The organism is Aquirufa esocilacus, assembly GCF_042715595.1.
Lineage (GTDB): Bacteria > Bacteroidota > Bacteroidia > Cytophagales > Spirosomataceae > Aquirufa > Aquirufa esocilacus.
The window spans coordinates 129732-146321 of the sequence record NZ_JBBKXX010000002.1 but is presented as its reverse complement, the minus strand read 5'-3'; the positions used below and the strand labels follow the sequence as shown (position 1 = coordinate 146321).

Annotated in this window: 20 protein-coding genes; 14 read left to right on the top strand and 6 right to left on the bottom strand. The window is 41.5% G+C overall.

The features are described from left to right. The first annotated feature begins 40 nt into the window (after nt 1–40). Nucleotides 41–1498 carry an inorganic phosphate transporter gene (locus SKC37_RS06165; protein WP_377980636.1) on the top strand — a complete coding sequence of 486 codons (1458 nt, stop codon included), beginning with the start codon at nt 41–43 and terminating at the stop codon, nt 1496–1498. A 1-nt stretch (nt 1499) separates the two neighbouring features. Here the strand turns inward: SKC37_RS06165 and SKC37_RS06160 are convergent, their stop codons facing one another. Both SKC37_RS06160 and SKC37_RS06155 read right to left on the bottom strand, forming a co-directional pair. Next, nucleotides 1500–2660 carry a TIGR03364 family FAD-dependent oxidoreductase gene (locus SKC37_RS06160; protein WP_377980635.1) on the bottom strand — a complete coding sequence of 387 codons (1161 nt, stop codon included), beginning with the start codon at nt 2658–2660 and terminating at the stop codon, nt 1500–1502. Nucleotides 2661–2840: 180 nt separating this feature from the next. Further along, entirely contained in the window at nt 2841–3215 is a 375-nt protein-coding gene (locus SKC37_RS06155; RefSeq protein ID WP_377980634.1) for a hypothetical protein, read from the bottom strand. 213 nt (nt 3216–3428) lie between these two features. Here SKC37_RS06155 and SKC37_RS06150 point away from each other — a divergent pair, with 213 nt between their 5' ends. Continuing rightward, a complete protein-coding gene (locus SKC37_RS06150) occupies nt 3429–4886 on the top strand; it encodes an inorganic phosphate transporter (RefSeq protein ID WP_377980633.1) in 1458 nt (485 codons plus the stop codon). Between the two features lie 59 nt (nt 4887–4945). Next, entirely contained in the window at nt 4946–6139 is a 1194-nt protein-coding gene (locus SKC37_RS06145; RefSeq protein ID WP_377980632.1) for a porin, read from the top strand. A 36-nt stretch (nt 6140–6175) separates the two neighbouring features. Here the strand turns inward: SKC37_RS06145 and SKC37_RS06140 are convergent, their stop codons facing one another. The 4 genes from SKC37_RS06140 to fbaA all read right to left on the bottom strand — a co-directional run bounded on the left by SKC37_RS06140 (nt 6176) and on the right by fbaA (nt 10272). Next, entirely contained in the window at nt 6176–7345 is a 1170-nt protein-coding gene (locus SKC37_RS06140; protein ID WP_377980631.1) for a glycosyltransferase family protein, read from the bottom strand. Nucleotide 7346: 1 nt separating this feature from the next. Continuing rightward, nucleotides 7347–8156, bottom strand: coding sequence for a UDP-2,3-diacylglucosamine diphosphatase (locus SKC37_RS06135; RefSeq protein WP_377980630.1), 810 nt, complete (start codon nt 8154–8156; stop codon nt 7347–7349). Between the two features lie 77 nt (nt 8157–8233). Beyond that, on the bottom strand, nt 8234–8953 hold the full coding sequence (locus SKC37_RS06130; protein ID WP_377980629.1) for a pirin family protein: 720 nt from the start codon (nt 8951–8953) through the stop codon (nt 8234–8236). Nucleotides 8954–9189: 236 nt separating this feature from the next. Further along, on the bottom strand, nt 9190–10272 hold the full coding sequence (fbaA, locus tag SKC37_RS06125) for a class II fructose-bisphosphate aldolase (protein ID WP_130895450.1): 1083 nt from the start codon (nt 10270–10272) through the stop codon (nt 9190–9192). A gap of 833 nt (nt 10273–11105) precedes the next feature. Here fbaA and rplC point away from each other — a divergent pair. From rplC to rplN, 11 genes are all read left to right on the top strand, one after another. Continuing rightward, the gene (gene rplC, locus SKC37_RS06120; RefSeq protein WP_130895446.1) at nt 11106–11723 is read left to right on the top strand and encodes a 50S ribosomal protein L3; all 618 of its coding nucleotides are present in this window, start codon (nt 11106–11108) and stop codon (nt 11721–11723) included. 37 nt (nt 11724–11760) lie between these two features. Then, the gene (gene rplD / locus SKC37_RS06115) at nt 11761–12390 is read left to right on the top strand and encodes a 50S ribosomal protein L4 (RefSeq protein WP_130895445.1); all 630 of its coding nucleotides are present in this window, start codon (nt 11761–11763) and stop codon (nt 12388–12390) included. A 36-nt stretch (nt 12391–12426) separates the two neighbouring features. Next, a complete protein-coding gene (gene rplW / locus SKC37_RS06110; RefSeq protein ID WP_223131599.1) occupies nt 12427–12714 on the top strand; it encodes a 50S ribosomal protein L23 in 288 nt (95 codons plus the stop codon). 45 nt (nt 12715–12759) lie between these two features. Beyond that, a complete protein-coding gene (gene rplB / locus SKC37_RS06105; protein WP_377980628.1) occupies nt 12760–13587 on the top strand; it encodes a 50S ribosomal protein L2 in 828 nt (275 codons plus the stop codon). Nucleotides 13588–13591: 4 nt separating this feature from the next. After that, nucleotides 13592–13870 (top strand): 30S ribosomal protein S19, encoded by a 279-nt coding sequence (gene rpsS, locus SKC37_RS06100; protein WP_130895442.1) that lies wholly within the window; start codon nt 13592–13594, stop codon nt 13868–13870. A gap of 35 nt (nt 13871–13905) precedes the next feature. Beyond that, complete coding sequence (gene rplV, locus SKC37_RS06095) at nt 13906–14280, top strand: 50S ribosomal protein L22 (protein ID WP_130895441.1); 375 nt, start codon at nt 13906–13908, stop codon at nt 14278–14280. Between the two features lie 23 nt (nt 14281–14303). Continuing rightward, the gene (gene rpsC / locus SKC37_RS06090) at nt 14304–15122 is read left to right on the top strand and encodes a 30S ribosomal protein S3 (RefSeq protein WP_130895440.1); all 819 of its coding nucleotides are present in this window, start codon (nt 14304–14306) and stop codon (nt 15120–15122) included. A gap of 35 nt (nt 15123–15157) precedes the next feature. Beyond that, nucleotides 15158–15577: a 50S ribosomal protein L16 gene (gene rplP / locus SKC37_RS06085; RefSeq protein ID WP_377980627.1), complete on the top strand. Its 420-nt coding sequence runs from the start codon at nt 15158–15160 to the stop codon at nt 15575–15577. 41 nt (nt 15578–15618) lie between these two features. After that, complete coding sequence (gene rpmC, locus SKC37_RS06080; RefSeq protein ID WP_130895438.1) at nt 15619–15810, top strand: 50S ribosomal protein L29; 192 nt, start codon at nt 15619–15621, stop codon at nt 15808–15810. A 68-nt stretch (nt 15811–15878) separates the two neighbouring features. After that, nucleotides 15879–16136, top strand: a complete 258-nt coding sequence (gene rpsQ, locus SKC37_RS06075) for a 30S ribosomal protein S17 (protein ID WP_130895437.1) — start codon at nt 15879–15881, stop codon at nt 16134–16136. A 45-nt stretch (nt 16137–16181) separates the two neighbouring features. Beyond that, nucleotides 16182–16550, top strand: a complete 369-nt coding sequence (gene rplN / locus SKC37_RS06070; RefSeq protein ID WP_377978501.1) for a 50S ribosomal protein L14 — start codon at nt 16182–16184, stop codon at nt 16548–16550. The last annotated feature ends 40 nt before the right edge of the window (nt 16551–16590 follow it).

Genomic DNA, 16590 nt, shown 5'->3' with positions numbered 1-16590 from the left:
CCTTACCTTAGAGTAATCATATTTTTACCATCAATTGGCTATGTTCGGATTAGATCCTACTTTGTTTTTCCTGCTTTGCTTTTGCTTAATCGCAGCCTGTGCATTTGAATTTGTGAATGGTTTTCATGATACGGCTAATGCCGTTGCCACAGTCATTTACACCCATTCCTTGCGCCCTACCCAAGCTGTGGTGTGGTCAGGATTCATGAACTTCCTAGGTCTATTAACCGGTGGCGTAGGTGTGACGATGAGTATTATCGGACTGCTCCCCACGGAATTACTCGTGGATACGAATGTCTACCATTCGATGGCTATGGCTCTTTCTTTGTTGATTTCTGCGATTTTATGGAACCTAGGAACTTGGTATTTAGGCATTCCTGCCTCTAGTTCGCATACCTTGATAGGTTCGATTATCGGTATCGGAGTAGGACATGCGCTCTTACCTGAAGATTCGAACAAAGGTATTGCCGCTTTGAATTGGGATAAAGTCATTGAAATAGGGCAGGCATTATTGCTTTCTCCTTTGTTTGGTTTTGCTTTAGCGATTATTTTGATGTACATCTTAAAAAAGACGATTACGAATAAAGAGATCTTCAAAGAACCTAAAAAGAAGTCACCACCACCTATGTGGATTCGCTCCTTGTTAATCGCGACGTGTACTCTAGTCTCATTCTTTCATGGTCGTAATGATGGTCAAAAGGGAATCGGTTTAGTGATGGTTATCTTGATCGCTTTCTTGCCAGGTTATTTTGCCATCAATACGACTTTAGATATGCAAATGGTGAAGTCTAGTCTTGCCACGGTACAAACAATATCTGCTAAAATTGATACCATCCCGTTGTCTGAAAAAGAACGTGATGGCTTAGCCCAATTAAAGAAGTCGTCAGCAGATTTATCGGTTATTACAGCTCAAAATCTAAATCCATCTACGCTTTCGACAGATCAAAAATTCGCGATTCGTAAAGCAGCTTTAACCATTAATAAATTCTCCAAGAAGTTAATTGAAAGTGAATCGGTTGCCTTATCTGAAAATGACAAAGCAGCCTGGAAAAAGGCAACTGCTGGATCTAAGGCGCCATTTTTCACCTTAGGGGCTTCCTCCAGTACTGGTATGGCAGGAGTAACTGATTTTGCCCCTAATTGGGTGATGTGGATGGTAGCTTTGTCATTGGGTCTTGGGACTATGATCGGCTGGAAACGCATCGTCGTAACGATTGGGGAGAAAATTGGTAAAGACCACTTGACGTATGCACAAGGGGCTTCGGCAGAATTAATTGCCTCTCTTACGATTGGTTTAGCTACGGCATATAAGTGGCCCGTTAGTACGACTCACGTATTAAGTTCAGGTATCGCGGGAACAATGGTAGCACAAAGAGGTATTAAAAATCTTCAAGGAGGAACAGTGAAAAGTATCGTATTGGCTTGGGTTTTAACCTTGCCCGTAACCATTATACTTTCGGCCTTGTTATTCTTATTCTTCCGTTGGATTACGGGATAGATTAAATCGAGTATAACTGTTGAATGTACTCATAGGTAAATCCGGGAGAGGTGGTAACGCCTTTTCCGCCTATACCATTTACAATATGTATGACTTGGTCTATCGTTTTGGTATAAACCTCTGCCTGTTTAGCCTCTAAGTAGTGTCCAATCCAGTTAGAGTCTAATTCCCAAGAGTCTAGTGTAACTATTTTCTTCGCTTCGCTCAATATTAACTCATTGATTTCAGCACTAATTTCAAAGCCTAATGGTGACTCATCGCTAGCTGAAACGTATTCGTGAGAATCCCCGAGGATAATAGATCCATCTTCTGCTTGTTTTAATAAAATGTGGATTCCCTTGGATTGAAGTACTTTTTGTTCATCAGAGGTCTTCAATGTAGCATAGGAAGGACAGGATTTGAAACTTTCATATCGTCTGATAGAAAGGCCTGACAATAAATTAGCGCTGAATTGTATTCTTTGTGGGACTAAACGCATCATCTGTAGTTTACAGATTTTTAAATCTGTCGTAGGATAATGTTCAGGTAATAAAAATTGGGTGTCATGTCCATTGGCTAAAATCACATGGTCCCCCCAAAACGTTTGTTTTTTAGAGGTGCTAATCATCGCGATCCCCCGCTTTTTTTCTACCGATATGACAGGACAAGAGGGATGGTAGTGTAGTCCCAGGTGTTTAATTAAAAATTCTCTCAACTGATGTACTAATAACACGGGGTTGATGGATGCCTCTTCGGGTAGAAATAATCCACCTTTTACATATTCTTTATTTAATGCAGGGTTTTTATCCAGCGTAGCTTCGGCTGAGAATACGTTGGAAGCGTAATCTAGGGCTTGAAATTGACTAGCCATTTCCTCCAAAACGGCCATTTCTTGCTCATCTGACGCGATATACCAAGAGCCATTTTTGGTCAATGAAATAGCGGATTCCTCTTGAAGTTCTTTGTAAATTTTCAGTGATTTTCTCCCTAATTGAAACCAGGTATCTAGCGATTGTCCGGAGGGAATAATTTGGCCAAAGTTGCGTATGCTAGCTTCATGTGGTTGACTGTCTTTTTCTAATAAAAGAACGGATTTGCCCTTTTTTAAAGCATGGTAGGCACAAAAAGTACCTATAATTCCTCCGCCAACTACAACTAAATCGTATTTTCTATTTTTGATCATTTTAGCGCATTTCAGGCATCCTTATGCGTACAATAAGGCTGCTTCCTTTGTATCAAAAATAGTATCTACATATTAACTAGATGTTAAGCCTAATTCATCAAATTATTATGAATTTCCGGAATGAGACTAAACGAAAAAAGGCAGAAAATCCTGCCTTTTAAACTTTAAACGCTGTTTTATTTATTTTTTAGCTTTGGGAGTACGTGCTCTAGGCTTAGCCTTTGTAGCAGTTGCCGGGGCCTTTGGTTTAGCTGGGCTCTCTTTTGCAATAAGAGCAGCAAGTAATTTTGCTTTCGCTAGTTTTTTAGCCTCCTTTTCTTTCTTTTTAGCTGCTTTTTCTGCTTTCTTTTTAGCGTCTTTCTCCGCTTTGTGTTTCGCTTTAGCCTTTTCTTTCTCTTGTTCTGCGATCAGTTTACTGTATTTTTTGACCACCGAAGTAATGGACTTTTCCGTCTCATTAAGGACTTTTTTGGCGTTTTTTTCAGTTAAACCTTTCAGCTTTGGAAGAATGGCTTGAACTAGTTGGTCGGTTAATTTTTTATTATCCTCACTCATTTTATTGGGATTATAGTTGTCGTCAAACTTATGTAAAGATTTCAGGAAAAGAAACTTTAATGCATTAAGTTTTAATCAAATACAGAAAATTTAATATTGGCTTTTTGGCGTGATTAATAATTACGTAACATTCAATTAACAATTCCTTAACATTGGATTAAATAGGGTTCCTTATTTTTGCATTGCAATTAGCACCAATATAAACCTTTAAACATGTTCGGATTAGACCCAACGCTCGTATTTCTACTGTTTTTCTGCCTTTTTGCGGCCTGTGCCTTTGAATTCGTAAACGGATTCCACGATACAGCAAATGCAGTAGCCACTGTTATTTACACGCATTCTTTGCAACCTACTCAAGCCGTAGTTTGGTCTGGTTTCATGAACTTCTTAGGTCTTCTAACGGGAGGGGTAGGAGTAACCATGAGTATTATTGGGCTATTGCCCACCGAACTCCTCATGGACGCTGATGTATACCATTCCATGGCCATGGCATTAGCGTTATTGCTTTCTGCGATTCTTTGGAACGTGGGAACTTGGTATTTTGGTATCCCTGCTTCAAGCTCACACACGCTTATCGGCTCCATTATTGGTATCGGAGTAGGACATGCCTTATTGCCAGAAGCTTCAAACAAAGGAATTTCATCTATTAACTGGGACAAAGCAATTGAAATAGGTCAAGCACTGCTTTTGTCGCCTCTATTCGGTTTTGCCGCGGCTATCATTTTGATGTATATCTTAAAGAAAACAGTTAAAAACAAAGAGATCTTCAAAGAGCCTAAGAAGAAATCACCCCCACCCATGTGGATTCGGGCGATCTTAATTACGACTTGTACTTTAGTTTCGTTTTTTCATGGTCGTAATGATGGCCAAAAAGGTATCGGTCTAGTAATGGTTATCTTAATTGCTTTCTTACCAGGCTATTTTGCTGTTAATACAAACCTTGACTTAGTACAAGTGAAAGAAAGCTTAACCACAGTGCAAACTATTACAGCTAAAATTGATACCATTCCTTTATCTGAAAAAGAACGGGAGAGCTACCACAAATTAGTCAAGTCTTCATCTGCTTTGAGCGCGATTATCGCTACAGGAGTAACACCTAAGACATTGACTACAACTCAAAAGTTCGACATTCGTAATGCAGCTTTGACGATCAATAAGCAATCAAAGAAATTACTAGAAAGCGAATCAGTGGCTTTATCTTCTGGAGATAAGAAAGCATTAAAGAAAGCTACGCAAGGTGACAAGGCTCCATTCTTTAGTTATGGAAATTCCTCTTCATCTGGAATTGCTGGAGTTACGGATTTCGCACCAGCTTGGGTGATGTGGATGGTTGCCTTATCCTTAGGTCTAGGAACAATGGTGGGCTGGAAGCGTATCGTGGTAACGATAGGCGAGAAAATCGGAAAGAATCACTTAACCTATGCGCAAGGTGCATCAGCAGAATTAATCGCTTCCTTAACGATTGGTTTAGCAACTGCTTATAAGTGGCCAGTTTCTACGACACACGTTTTGTCTTCAGGTATTGCTGGAACGATGGTAGCTTCGAAAGGTATCAAAAACTTACAAGGTGGAACCGTTAAGAGCATTGTTTTAGCTTGGGTTTTAACCTTGCCTGTAACGATTATTTTATCTGCTACCTTATTTGTTTTATTCCGCTGGATAGCCGCATAACAAACATTCTTGGGGGATTCGAATAGGATCCCCCTCTTTTTTACAAACACCAATATATCATGAAAAAAAATCTTCTCCTAACAGGAGTCTTGGCTTGCCTTTGCCTAATTTCTGCCCAGGCACAAACTGCTCCAGCCCCTAAAAAATGGTACGATTCTTTCTCCATTCGCGGGTATGCACAAGTTCGCTACAACCGACTTTTTGAAACAAATCCGAATCTAAAATCAGAACAAGGCGATAAAAGCATTGGTGATAATGGAGGGTTTTTTGTTCGTCGTCTTCGAATCATATTTAGTGGCCAAGTAAGTGAGCGTGTCTATTTCTACATCCAACCGGATTTTGCGAGTAGTGCCTCTTCTACTTCTCTTCATTTTGGACAGATTCGGGATGCTTATTTTGATCTAGGTTTAGATGCTAAAAATGAATTTCGTTTTAGAGTAGGACAAAGCAAGGTTCCTTTTGGCTTTGAAAACATGCAATCCTCTCAAAATCGTTTGCCATTAGACCGTAACGATGCCTTGAATAGTGCCGTATCTAACGAACGTGATTTAGGAGTATTCTTCTACTGGGCGCCAGCATCTGTTCGTAAATTATATTCTTCATTAGTAGCAGATGGATTAAAAGGGTCAGGAGATTATGGTGTTTTTGGTTTAGGGGCCTACAATGGCCAAACTGCGAACAAGCCTGAATTAAACGATGCACCACATATTGTGGCACGACTTACTTATCCGGTTCAGATCAAAAATCAAATCATCGAAGCGGGTATTCAAGGTTACTCAGGTGAGTGGGTAATGGCAGCAGATCAATTAAGTGCTGGTGTTAAGGCTACATCTAATAAAGCGTATTTAGATGAGCGTTATGCTGCGAGTTTTGTGCTATACCCTAAGCCCTTTGGAATTCAAGCTGAGTACAATGTGGGTACAGGACCAGAATTTAACAAAGCAACTGATGCTATTGAGAATCAAAAATTATCTGGGGGCTACGTTACCGCATCCTATAAAATAGATTGGAAAAAACAGGTGATAATCCCATTCGTACGTGTTCAGCATTATGAGGGAGGGAAAAAGCACGAATTAGATGCACGTAGTTACCGCGTGGATGAAACAGAACTAGGGATAGAATGGCAACCAAACAAAAACTTTGAGTTAGTTGCCATGTACACCATGGCCACTAGAAGAGCAGAGGATTTCAAATTACAGGAAAACTTGCAATCAGGAAATATGCTTCGTTTGCAAGCACAGGTTAACTTCTAATAGAGAGAGGCCAGCGATTTCGCTGGCCTTTTATATTTATCTCGACCAGCGGAATCTCCGTCTGCCCAGCATGCCGGACAAACCCGTTCCTTGGTTTTGGCCAAAGTTTGCCACATAAACCGGCTGCGCAATTAAATCACTTAAATGACCGGCCATTAAGCTTTGGGATTTCCCAACCCATTCCTGGTATTGATCTTTCACCGAAACGTGAGAGGGTAGGTAGTTCTTGAAAATGCTTAGATCGAAAGAAGTGGCACCTATTCCCGCTCCTGACATCTCTCCGTCGAAGGCGTTGATCATTTGTTCAATGTGATTAGGTACTGGAACCATCATTGCCGGTTTGCCTAGGTACATCGCCTCAGCTACTGACTCAAAACCGGCGGTAGAAATTAAGCCAGCGCATTCGGTCATTTTGGCCAAATAATTCTCTGCATCAATCGGATGAAAAGTCAATGAGTCAGAATAGTGATACGTCGCTTTACGTGCTGGATTATCCCAAAAGCAATCCAATTTTACTTCTGGATTCGCATTTGACCAGGCCATGATATCTTCTGATAAACGGAAGTGCGTTAAATACGCTAACCAACGCTCTCCTGCTTTGGGAATAATGCTTTTTACTTGCTGACGCAAAAGTGGAGGAACCACCTCAATCTTCGCGTCGTTATCAATTGGACGGAAAGACAAGCCCAACAGCTTCTTCGAACCGATCGACGTAATCATTGTATTCATATTTAAAAGCATCCGGTCGATCTTCTTCTCTGGAATACTTTCGAAGTTCTTATTTAGTAACAAGTATTGATGTCCCACGGACATTGTTGGGATTTTAGATCCCGATTTTAACTTATATAAACCTGTAATGGACTCGTAGAAGTTAACAATCCCGTCTGGCTGTAATTCTTCGATGAATTCTTCTAGTTGTGTAGCGCTCCGCCAGAAAGTCTTGAAATTCGTAAAGGCCTGCGCTGCTGTTTTGAAAAGCTGAACGGATTTGCCGTTACCGAAGATAATCGATGGGCTCTCATATTGCAGCACCGGCGTATCTCCAATAAAATCTAGAAAAAAGGACGGGATTTTACGTCCCTGAAAAGATCCCACAGCGTATCCGATTACTTCGTGACCCGCCTCGCGCGCGATTTGTGTGAAGGAGATCGCTTGCGTTAAATGTCCGCGACCCTCGCCTTGTACGGTAAATATGAACTTTCCCATCTTATGCGGCTTTTACAGCGATTGCCTCGCCTAAAATTTCGTTTAACTCTGCTTTTAAATCGTAGTTCGGGAATTCGATGATTTGCCATTCCCCTTGATGTGTTTCTACTAAGGCCGTCAGTGATTCAACCCAGTCGCCAGAATTCATGTACGCGATTCCGTCGATCATTTTGATTTCAGCCTTGTGGATATGGCCACAAATGATGCCATCTGCGCCTTTGGCCTTTGCTAACTCCGCTAATTTTTCCTCAAAATCCGAGATGAAGTTCACCGCCGCTTTCACTTTCTGCTTAATCACCTGTGATAGAGAGTAGTATGGCTTTCCTTGCCACGCGCGGTATTGATTATACCATTTATTCAGCCACAACAAGAACGTGTAGCCGATATCGCCTAAATAGGCTAACCACTTCATTTGACTCGTAATACTGTCGAAAATATCGCCGTGAGTGATGAAGTATTTCTTGCCAAAACTCTTCAACATATAATCCTGGCGAATCGAAAACTGCTTTCCAATCTTCAACGGAAGCACTTGCTCCAAGAAATCATCGTGATTCCCGCGCAAATAAATCACCTCCGTATCCCACTTGTCCATCATCTTTAATACACAACGAAAAAAGGCCGTGTGCTTCTTCTTCCAGCTGCCTCCTTTTTTCAGTTGCCAGCCGTCGATGATATCGCCGTTTAAAATGAGTTGGTGGCACGAATGTGCGCGTAAGAATTCGTTTACCTCGGCTGCTTTAGCTCCCTTGCTACCTAAATGCAAGTCTGAGATAACGATCGTTTTGTAGGTGGGTTGAGAATGATGGCCCATGTTTGCCTATTTGGTTTACCAAAAATAGGCTATCACTTTAACCTCCCTATTAAGAGAATATTACTCTATTGTTAAATCTACCAAACCATAGGTACCTCAATCAACAACGCCTTCGTGCCCGCTGTTGAAGCCTTTACTTCAATGGTTTCTGTTTCGGAAATCCCGATGGCATCCCTGCGTCCCAGTTTCTCGCCAGCCACTTCAATTCCGCCTTCAATCACAAAGACAAATGCCCCTTGCTGAGCCCCGTGCAACGCATAGCTTAGACTTTCGCCCTCTGCGATTTCGGTGATATTAAAATACGTATCTTGATTTACTTGCAAAGAATCAATGTCTGTTCCCAGTGGCGAAACCACCGTCTTCCATTGTCCTTTAAAATCCGCTGGATTGTAGGTGCGCTGATCGTAGCGCGGAGTGATATTTTTCAATTTGGGCATGACCCAGATTTGGAAGAGCTCCAAACCCTCTGTTTGACTCGCATTAAACTCCGAATGGTAAATCCCAGAACCCGCAGACATAATCTGCACATCCCCCGCATTAATAATGCCATTCGTTCCCATCGAATCCTCGTGCGCCACCGCGCCTTTCATCGGAATGGTTACTATCTCCATATTATCGTGCGGATGTTTGCCAAAACCCATCCCCGCCGCAATAAAATCATCATTCAGCACGCGCAACGCACCAAAATGAATGCGCGCCGGATTATAATAACCAGCAAAGCTAAAACTAAAAGCGGTCTTCAACCAGCCGTGATCGGCTGTTCCGCGGGAGGAGGCAGGGTGTAGTTCGGTTTTCATAAAGGTAGTCCGGAGTCCGGAGGGAAAGAGTCCGAAGGGTTTTAGTCCGGAGGGTTAAAATTTATACAAATATCATTTCTTTATTTTCGTCCAACAAAAAAGTCGGAACAATTGTTCCGACTCCTTTTTGTTTAGTCCTTTTCGACTCCTTACTTCGGACTCAGTCCCTTCGGACTTAATCCCTTCAGACTCGTTTCTTTCGGACTGCCGCTCTGCGGCTCCCTCCGGACTGTCGACTAAAGATATTGATTCGCGTTCGTCGCGTTCAAGTCTTCGAAAGCAGTTTTTAAACGAGCCACCAAAGTCTCTTCGCCCTTACGTAACCAAACACGTGGGTCATAATATTTCTTGTTCGGAGAATCGTCACCTGTTGGGTTACCGATTTGGCCTTGTAAATAAGCCTCATTTGCTTTGTAGAATCCTAAGATACCTTCCCAGAACGCCCATTGCGTATCTGTATCGATATTCATTTTGATCGCACCGTAAGATAATGCCTCACGGATTTCCTCGCGAGATGAACCAGAACCACCGTGGAATACGAAGTTGATTGGTTTCTCAGCTGTTAAGCTATATTTCTCTTTAATGAATTCTTGTGAGTTCTTCAAAATCACTGGTTGCAACTTCACGTTACCCGGCTTGTAAACTCCGTGTACGTTACCGAATGCCGCAGCGATCGTGAAACGGTGAGAGATTTTGGACAATACTTCATAAGCATAAGCCACCTCTTCCGGTTGTGTATATAATTTAGATGAATCTACGTCAGAGTTATCCACGCCATCTTCTTCACCACCTGTAACGCCTAATTCGATTTCTAACGTCATGCCCATTTTAGACATACGCTCTAAATATTTTGCGCAGATTTCTAAGTTTTCCTCCAAAGGTTCCTCAGATAAATCAATCATATGAGAAGAGAACAAAGGTTGTCCCGTCTCAGCGAAGAATTTCTCACCAGCATCTAATAAACCGTCGATCCAAGGCAATAATTTTTTCGCGCAGTGGTCAGTGTGCAATACTACTTGAACACCGTATGCTTTCGCCATTTGGTGAACGTGGTAAGCGCCAGAGATCGAACCAGCGATTGCCGCTGCTTGATTCTCGTTAGAAAGCGTCTTTCCAGCGTAGAAAATACCACCACCGTTAGAGAATTGGATGATTACCGGAGAATTCACCGCTTTCGCTGCTTCTAATACTGCATTTACAGTATCTGTACCTGTTACGTTAACCGCTGGTAAAGCGAATTGATTTTTCTTAGCGATTTCAAATAACTCTTGAACCGCATCTCCGTGCAACACTCCTGTTTGATTGGATAAACTTGACATAATGCTTTTTTTTCTTGGGAAATAAATAAAAACTGCCTGATTTTCAGCAACTAAAGCCCAAAAATACAAACAATTATTGATTTTTCGAGGGGTAATATGAGAAAAATCCAATTTTAGGGCCTGGCGGCAGTCATCGCGTTGCGATTTAGTCCGGAGGGAATGAGTCCGAAGTCCGGAGGTAGTCCGAAGGGAATGAGTCCGTAGTCCGGAGGTAGTCCGAAGGGAATGAGTCCGGAGGATTTTATAATCTACTATTCACCATTAACCATTTACCATCTCTTCGGACTATTTCTCTTCGGACTATTTCTCTTCGGACTATTTCCCTCCGGACTATTTCCCTCCGGACTATTTCCCTCCGGACTATTTCCCTCCGGACTATTTCCCTCCGGACTATTTGACTAATTGCTTGATTCTCAAAATATTTTTACCCACCCTCTTGTTTGTATTATTTTTTTTCCTACCTTTGCACTCCCGTTCGACAAACGCAGTTTTTTATTCAGAGAGAGGTTGGCAGAACTTCCCGAATTTATTTAAAACACATAAAATGCATGTCAAACAGGTCTTAAATCGAGGAAAGCTTGATTTTTGTGTTAGAACTGGTATTGATTAATGACCGTTGAATGCCCAGCCCATTAATTAAATATTAAGCTACACAAGGTGTTTTTTTCACTGTTATCCACAGTGGGCCCACCTTGTCGCCTTATACCAATTCTGCTTTTTTTATTGTTTAGATTCCTATATCACGTTCAGTTGAACGATGATTTTGAATAAAAGTCTTACAACAAGCCCAGTTAGCCTTGTAAGCATATTTATATTTTAAATATTAACATATTATGTCAGGAATTATTGGTAAAAAAGTCGGTATGACTAGCCTATACATGGAAGACGGTAAAGCTGTTCCATGTACGCTAATTGAAGCCGGTCCTTGTGTGGTTACACAAGTGAAAACTGTAGAGAAAGAAGGCTATAACGCTGTTCAAATCGGCTACGGTGAGAAAAAAGAAAAGCACACAACAAAATCTTTGTTGGGTCACTTCAAGAAAGCAAATACTACTCCCAAGAAGAAATTGGTAGAATTTCGCACGTTTGAGCAACCTCTTGCATTAGGGGATGTTTTAACTGTTGAGATGTTAGAGCTAGACACTTACGTTGACGTAGTGGGTACTTCTAAAGGTAAAGGTTTCCAGGGTGTTGTTAAGCGTCACGGATTTGCCGGTGTGGGTGGTCAAACTCACGGTCAGCATAACCGCGGTCGTCACCCAGGTTCAATTGGTGCGTGTTCATTCCCATCTCGTGTATTCAAAGGCTTACGCATGGCGGGTCGTACAGGTGGTAATCGTGTAAAGGTTCAAAACCTTCAAGTTTTGAGAATCTATCCAGAGAAAAACTTATTAGTAGTTTCTGGATCAGTACCTGGAGCTAAGAACTCATACGTAATCATTGAAAATTAAAAATTGGGCCTAGCCTAAACAATAGACATTCTGAAACATGGAATTATCAGTATATAACATAGCAGGAAAAGATACCGGAAAGAAAATTACTCTTTCTGATGAAATCTTTGGTATCGTTCCTAACGAGCATGTGGTTTACTTAGATGTGAAGCAATATTTAGCTAACCAACGTCAAGGAACTCACAAAGCGAAAGAGCGTGCAGAAGTTTCTCGCTCGACTCGCAAGATTAAGAAACAAAAAGGTACGGGTGGTGCGCGTGCAGGTTCAATGAAATCTCCTTTGATGAAAGGTGGTGGACGTATCTTCGGACCACGCCCACGTGATTACCACTTCAAATTGAACAAGAAAGTGAAAGCATTGGCTCGCCAATCAGCTTTAGCTGCTAAGGCTCAAAGTGGAGATATCGCGATCTTGGATTCAGTTTCTTTCGCAACACCACAAACTAAAGCGTATTTAGCGATGTTAAAAGCGCTTCAATTAGATAACACAAAAACATTATTGATCACTCCAGAAGTAGACAAGAATGTAGTATTATCTGGTCGTAACGTTCCTAAGACTAAGGTAACAACCGCAGGAGATGTGAACACATACGATTTAGTGAACGCAGGTAAGTTGTTAATCACGACTGCAGCGATTGAAAAAATTGAGTCATCATTCAGTAACTAATTGACAGAAAATTTTCTGTTATAAACGAAAATAAAAATGGGCATTATTAAACGTCCGGCCTTGACTGAAAAGTCGCAAGCCATGCAAGAGAAAGGCCAATACACGTTTGTTGTTGAGTTGACAGCAAATAAGATTGAGATTGCCAAAGAGGTGAAGAAGATGTACGGTGTTGATGTTCAAGATGTGAGAACAATGCGTCAGATTGGAAAAGTTAAATCCAAGTCTACACGTACGAAAGTCACTTCTGGACGTACTTCTACGATCAAGAAAGCAATTGTAACAGTAGCTCCGGGTGAAGTAATTGACTTCTACCAAGGAATCTAATTAAAAAAACTAAGGGGGTTCATCCCGATAAATTGAACTAATTAAATGGCAGCAATTAAAAAAATTAAACCAACAACTCCAGGACAACGTCACCGCATCGCGCCGACGTTCGAGGAGATTACTACGGACAAACCGTACAAGCCTTTACTAGAACCGATCAAAAGAACGGGTGGTAGAAATGCAGATGGTCGTCGCTCGATGCGTTACATCGGTGGTGGTCACAAGCGTCGTTACCGTGTGATTGATTTCACTCGTGCGAAATTTGATGTTCCTGCAACGGTATTAACAGTAGAATACGATCCAAACCGTACTTCTCGTATCGCTCTTATTGAGTATACAGACGGTCAAAAGTCATATATCTTGGCACCAGCTGGTATCCAGGTAGGCCAAACAGTTATCTCAGGAGAGAAAGTAGCTCCAGAGGTGGGAAATACATTGCCTTTGGCAAACATCCCATTAGGTACATTAGTGCACGCAATTGAATTACAACCTGGTAAAGGAGCTGAAATGGCTCGTTCTGCTGGAACGTACGCTCAATTGTTAGCACGTGATGGAAAATATGCAACCTTGAAATTGCCTTCAGGTGAGATGCGTATGGTACTTGCTCGTTGTCTTGCGACAATCGGTACAGTATCTAACTCGGATCACATGAACGTGAACTTAGGTAAAGCAGGACGTCACCGTTGGTTAGGTCGTCGTCCACGTGTTCGTGGTGTTGTAATGAACCCAGTCGATCACCCTATGGGTGGTGGTGAGGGTCGCTCTTCAGGAGGTCACCCACGTTCTCGTAACGGTTTATTGGCTAAGGGTAAGAAAACTCGTAATCCAAAGAAAAACACAAATCGTCTTATCATCAGTAGAAGAAAAAAATAGTTAGATGGCACGTTCACTAAAAAAAGGTCCTTACATTGATTACCGCCTTGATAACAAGGTTCAGGCTATGAACGAATCCGGAAAGAAATCCGTGATTAAAACATGGTCTAGACGTTCAATGATCTCTCCAGATTTCGTAGGTCACACATTCGCAGTTCACAACGGGAATAAATTTATCCCTGTTTTTGCAACCGAGAATATGGTGGGTCACAAATTAGGTGAGTTCTCTCCAACACGTAACTTCCGTGGTCACGTGGCGAAAAAAGACAAAGGTAAAAGGTAATTAGATAGACTCTCGGGTCTTAATCAATATTGAAAATGGAAGCAATTGCTAAATTAAGAAATGTTCCTACGTCGCCGCAGAAGATGCGTATTGTCGCAGACATGGTACGTGGACAGAAAGTATCCAAAGCGTTGGGTATCTTAAAATTTGAGCCCAAGGTTGGTGCTAAATCGATAGAGAAATTATTACTCTCTGCGGTTTCTAACTGGCAAAACAAGCATGTCGATGCTAAAATTGAGGAAGCTGACTTGTTTATCAAGACGATTTTCGTAGATGGAGGTGCTTCGATCAAGCGTTTACGCCCTGCTCCGCAAGGAAGAGGTCACCGCATCTTGAAGCGTTCAAATCACATCACTATTGTAGTAGCTTCTTCTGAGGCTCCAGCTTTAGTAACCAGTTCAGCAGAATAATAGACTATTAGATAAAACAAGAAATGGGACAAAAAATTAACCCTATTGGATTAAGATTAGGTATCGTGAGAGGTTGGGATTCTAATTGGTACGGAGGTAAAACTTTCGCTGATAAACTTGTCGAAGACGAGAAAATCAGAAAGTACGTTGCCGCTCGTATTCCAAAAGGATCTATCTCAAAGGTTATTATTGAGCGTACCTTAAAGCGCATCACTTTGACGATCAACACAGCTCGTGCTGGTGTGGTTATCGGTAAGCAAGGTGCTGAGGTAGATAAAGTAAAAGAAGAGTTAAAGAAAATCACTGGTAAAGATGTTCAAATCAACATCTTTGAGATTAAGCGTCCAGAAATCGATGCGAAATTAATCGGTGAGGCTATCGCTCAACAATTACAAGCTCGTATTTCATTCCGTCGTGCAATGAAGCAAGCTATCGCGTCAGCGATGCGTGTAGGTGCACAAGGAATTAAATTAAAATTATCAGGTCGTTTAGGTGGTGCTGAAATGGCACGTTCTGAAGGATACAAAGAAGGACGTATTCCTCTTCACACACTTCGTGCTGACGTAGATTACGCTATCTCTGAAGCTTTAACTGTTTACGGAAAGATCGGTATTAAAGTATGGGTATTCCGTGGAGAAGTTTTTGGTAAGCCAGATTTATCTCCTAATGCAAACATGGGATTACAATCAACTGCTGCGGATTCTCGCGGTGGTGATCGTGGACCTCGTGGACGTGGTGATGACCGTGGTCGTGGCCGTCGTCCAGAAGGAGCAGATCAAGGTGGAGACCGTAACAAACCAGGTGCTGGCGGTGCGAACCGTGGCCGTGGTGGAAAGCGATAAAATATATTTGAATTAGATATTAGACTTATAAGAAGATGTTACAACCAAAAAGAACGAAATTTCGTAAGCAACAAAAAGGTCGCGTTAGAGGTGTTGCAACCCGTGGCCACGAGATTGATTTTGGATCATTCGCTATTAAATCTTTAGAGCCAGGTCGTATCACAGCTCGTCAAATTGAAGCAGCTCGTATCTCGGTAACCCGTGCTATGAAACGTGAAGGACAAGTTTGGATTCGTGTTTTCCCTGATAAACCTATTACAAAGAAGCCTGCAGAGGTTCGTATGGGTAAGGGTAAAGGTGCTCCAGAATATTGGGTAGCTAATGTTCGTCCAGGAACTATTTTGTTTGAATCGGCAGGGGTTCCTTTGGCGATCGCTCAAGAAGCTTTACGTTTAGCGGCACAGAAATTGCCAATGCGTACGAAGTTTGTAGTTCGTAGAGATTATTCAGAATAGGATATTAGACCTACAGTTTAATACATCCAAATAACATTGTTATGAAAAACGCAGAAATACAAAAATTAGGAGTTGAAGAATTAAAGAAGCAGATCGCTGCTGAGCAAGAGAACATCTCTCGTTTGAAATTAGCTCACGCTATTTCACCGATTGAAAATCCAATGCGTATTCGTCAAAACCGTAAATTGATCGCGAAATTAGAAACTGCTCTAAGCGCGGCAACAAAAGCATAAGTATTAATTTTTAATAGGCCGGTTCAACTACGCTATCGGCCAATTGTTTAACAAGTAATCCAACAACCATGGAAGAAAGAAACCTGAGAAAAGTAAGAATTGGGAAAGTGGTGAGTAACAAGATGGATAAGTCTATCACCATTACCGTTGACCGTAAGGTAAAACACCCACTGTACGGAAAGTTCGTACAGAAAACAACAAAATTGATGGCACACGATGAGAACAACGAGTGCGGAATCGGTGACACAGTGAAAGTAATGGAAACACGTCCTCTTTCTAAAAACAAGTGTTGGAGATTATTAGAAGTAATCGCTAAAGCGAAATAATTCTAAGATTGTTATTCAAAATTTAAAATTTAAAGATCAAATATAATGTTACAGCAAGAATCAAGATTGGGTGTAGCGGATAATTCTGGAGCAAAAGAAGTTTTAGTCATTCGCGTATTAGGCGGTACTGGCAAAAGATACGCTTCTATTGGAGATAAAATTGTCGTTTCTGTGAAGTCAGCTCTTTCTTCTTCTAGTATGAAGAAAGGAACCGTTTCAAGAGCAGTAGTTGTTCGTGTGAAGAAAGAAATTCGTCGTAAAGATGGTTCTTATATTCGTTTCGAAGATAACGCAGCCGTTTTATTAAACGCAAATGATGAGCCGAGAGGAACTCGTATTTTCGGGCCAGTTGCGCGTGAGTTGCGTGATGCAGGATTCATGAAAATTGTTTCCCTAGCCCCTGAAGTTTTATAATTAGATGAGATATTGGGTGAACCCAATTTAATAATCATAC

Excerpts from the sequence above, each read along its gene's own strand:
- SKC37_RS06165 (WP_377980636.1), top strand. The coding sequence starts at position 41 with ATGTTCGGATTAGATCCTACTTTGTTTTTCCTGCTTTGCTTTTGCTTA.
- SKC37_RS06160 (WP_377980635.1), bottom strand. The coding sequence starts at position 2,660 with ATGATCAAAAATAGAAAATACGATTTAGTTGTAGTTGGCGGAGGAATT.
- SKC37_RS06155 (WP_377980634.1), bottom strand. The coding sequence starts at position 3,215 with ATGAGTGAGGATAATAAAAAATTAACCGACCAACTAGTTCAAGCCATT.
- SKC37_RS06150 (WP_377980633.1), top strand. The coding sequence starts at position 3,429 with ATGTTCGGATTAGACCCAACGCTCGTATTTCTACTGTTTTTCTGCCTT.
- SKC37_RS06145 (WP_377980632.1), top strand. The coding sequence starts at position 4,946 with ATGAAAAAAAATCTTCTCCTAACAGGAGTCTTGGCTTGCCTTTGCCTA.
- SKC37_RS06140 (WP_377980631.1), bottom strand. The coding sequence starts at position 7,345 with ATGGGAAAGTTCATATTTACCGTACAAGGCGAGGGTCGCGGACATTTA.
- SKC37_RS06135 (WP_377980630.1), bottom strand. The coding sequence starts at position 8,156 with ATGGGCCATCATTCTCAACCCACCTACAAAACGATCGTTATCTCAGAC.
- SKC37_RS06130 (WP_377980629.1), bottom strand. The coding sequence starts at position 8,953 with ATGAAAACCGAACTACACCCTGCCTCCTCCCGCGGAACAGCCGATCAC.
- fbaA (WP_130895450.1), bottom strand. The coding sequence starts at position 10,272 with ATGTCAAGTTTATCCAATCAAACAGGAGTGTTGCACGGAGATGCGGTT.
- rplC (WP_130895446.1), top strand. The coding sequence starts at position 11,106 with ATGTCAGGAATTATTGGTAAAAAAGTCGGTATGACTAGCCTATACATG.
- rplD (WP_130895445.1), top strand. The coding sequence starts at position 11,761 with ATGGAATTATCAGTATATAACATAGCAGGAAAAGATACCGGAAAGAAA.
- rplW (WP_223131599.1), top strand. The coding sequence starts at position 12,427 with ATGGGCATTATTAAACGTCCGGCCTTGACTGAAAAGTCGCAAGCCATG.
- rplB (WP_377980628.1), top strand. The coding sequence starts at position 12,760 with ATGGCAGCAATTAAAAAAATTAAACCAACAACTCCAGGACAACGTCAC.
- rpsS (WP_130895442.1), top strand. The coding sequence starts at position 13,592 with ATGGCACGTTCACTAAAAAAAGGTCCTTACATTGATTACCGCCTTGAT.
- rplV (WP_130895441.1), top strand. The coding sequence starts at position 13,906 with ATGGAAGCAATTGCTAAATTAAGAAATGTTCCTACGTCGCCGCAGAAG.
- rpsC (WP_130895440.1), top strand. The coding sequence starts at position 14,304 with ATGGGACAAAAAATTAACCCTATTGGATTAAGATTAGGTATCGTGAGA.
- rplP (WP_377980627.1), top strand. The coding sequence starts at position 15,158 with ATGTTACAACCAAAAAGAACGAAATTTCGTAAGCAACAAAAAGGTCGC.
- rpmC (WP_130895438.1), top strand. The coding sequence starts at position 15,619 with ATGAAAAACGCAGAAATACAAAAATTAGGAGTTGAAGAATTAAAGAAG.
- rpsQ (WP_130895437.1), top strand. The coding sequence starts at position 15,879 with ATGGAAGAAAGAAACCTGAGAAAAGTAAGAATTGGGAAAGTGGTGAGT.
- rplN (WP_377978501.1), top strand. The coding sequence starts at position 16,182 with ATGTTACAGCAAGAATCAAGATTGGGTGTAGCGGATAATTCTGGAGCA.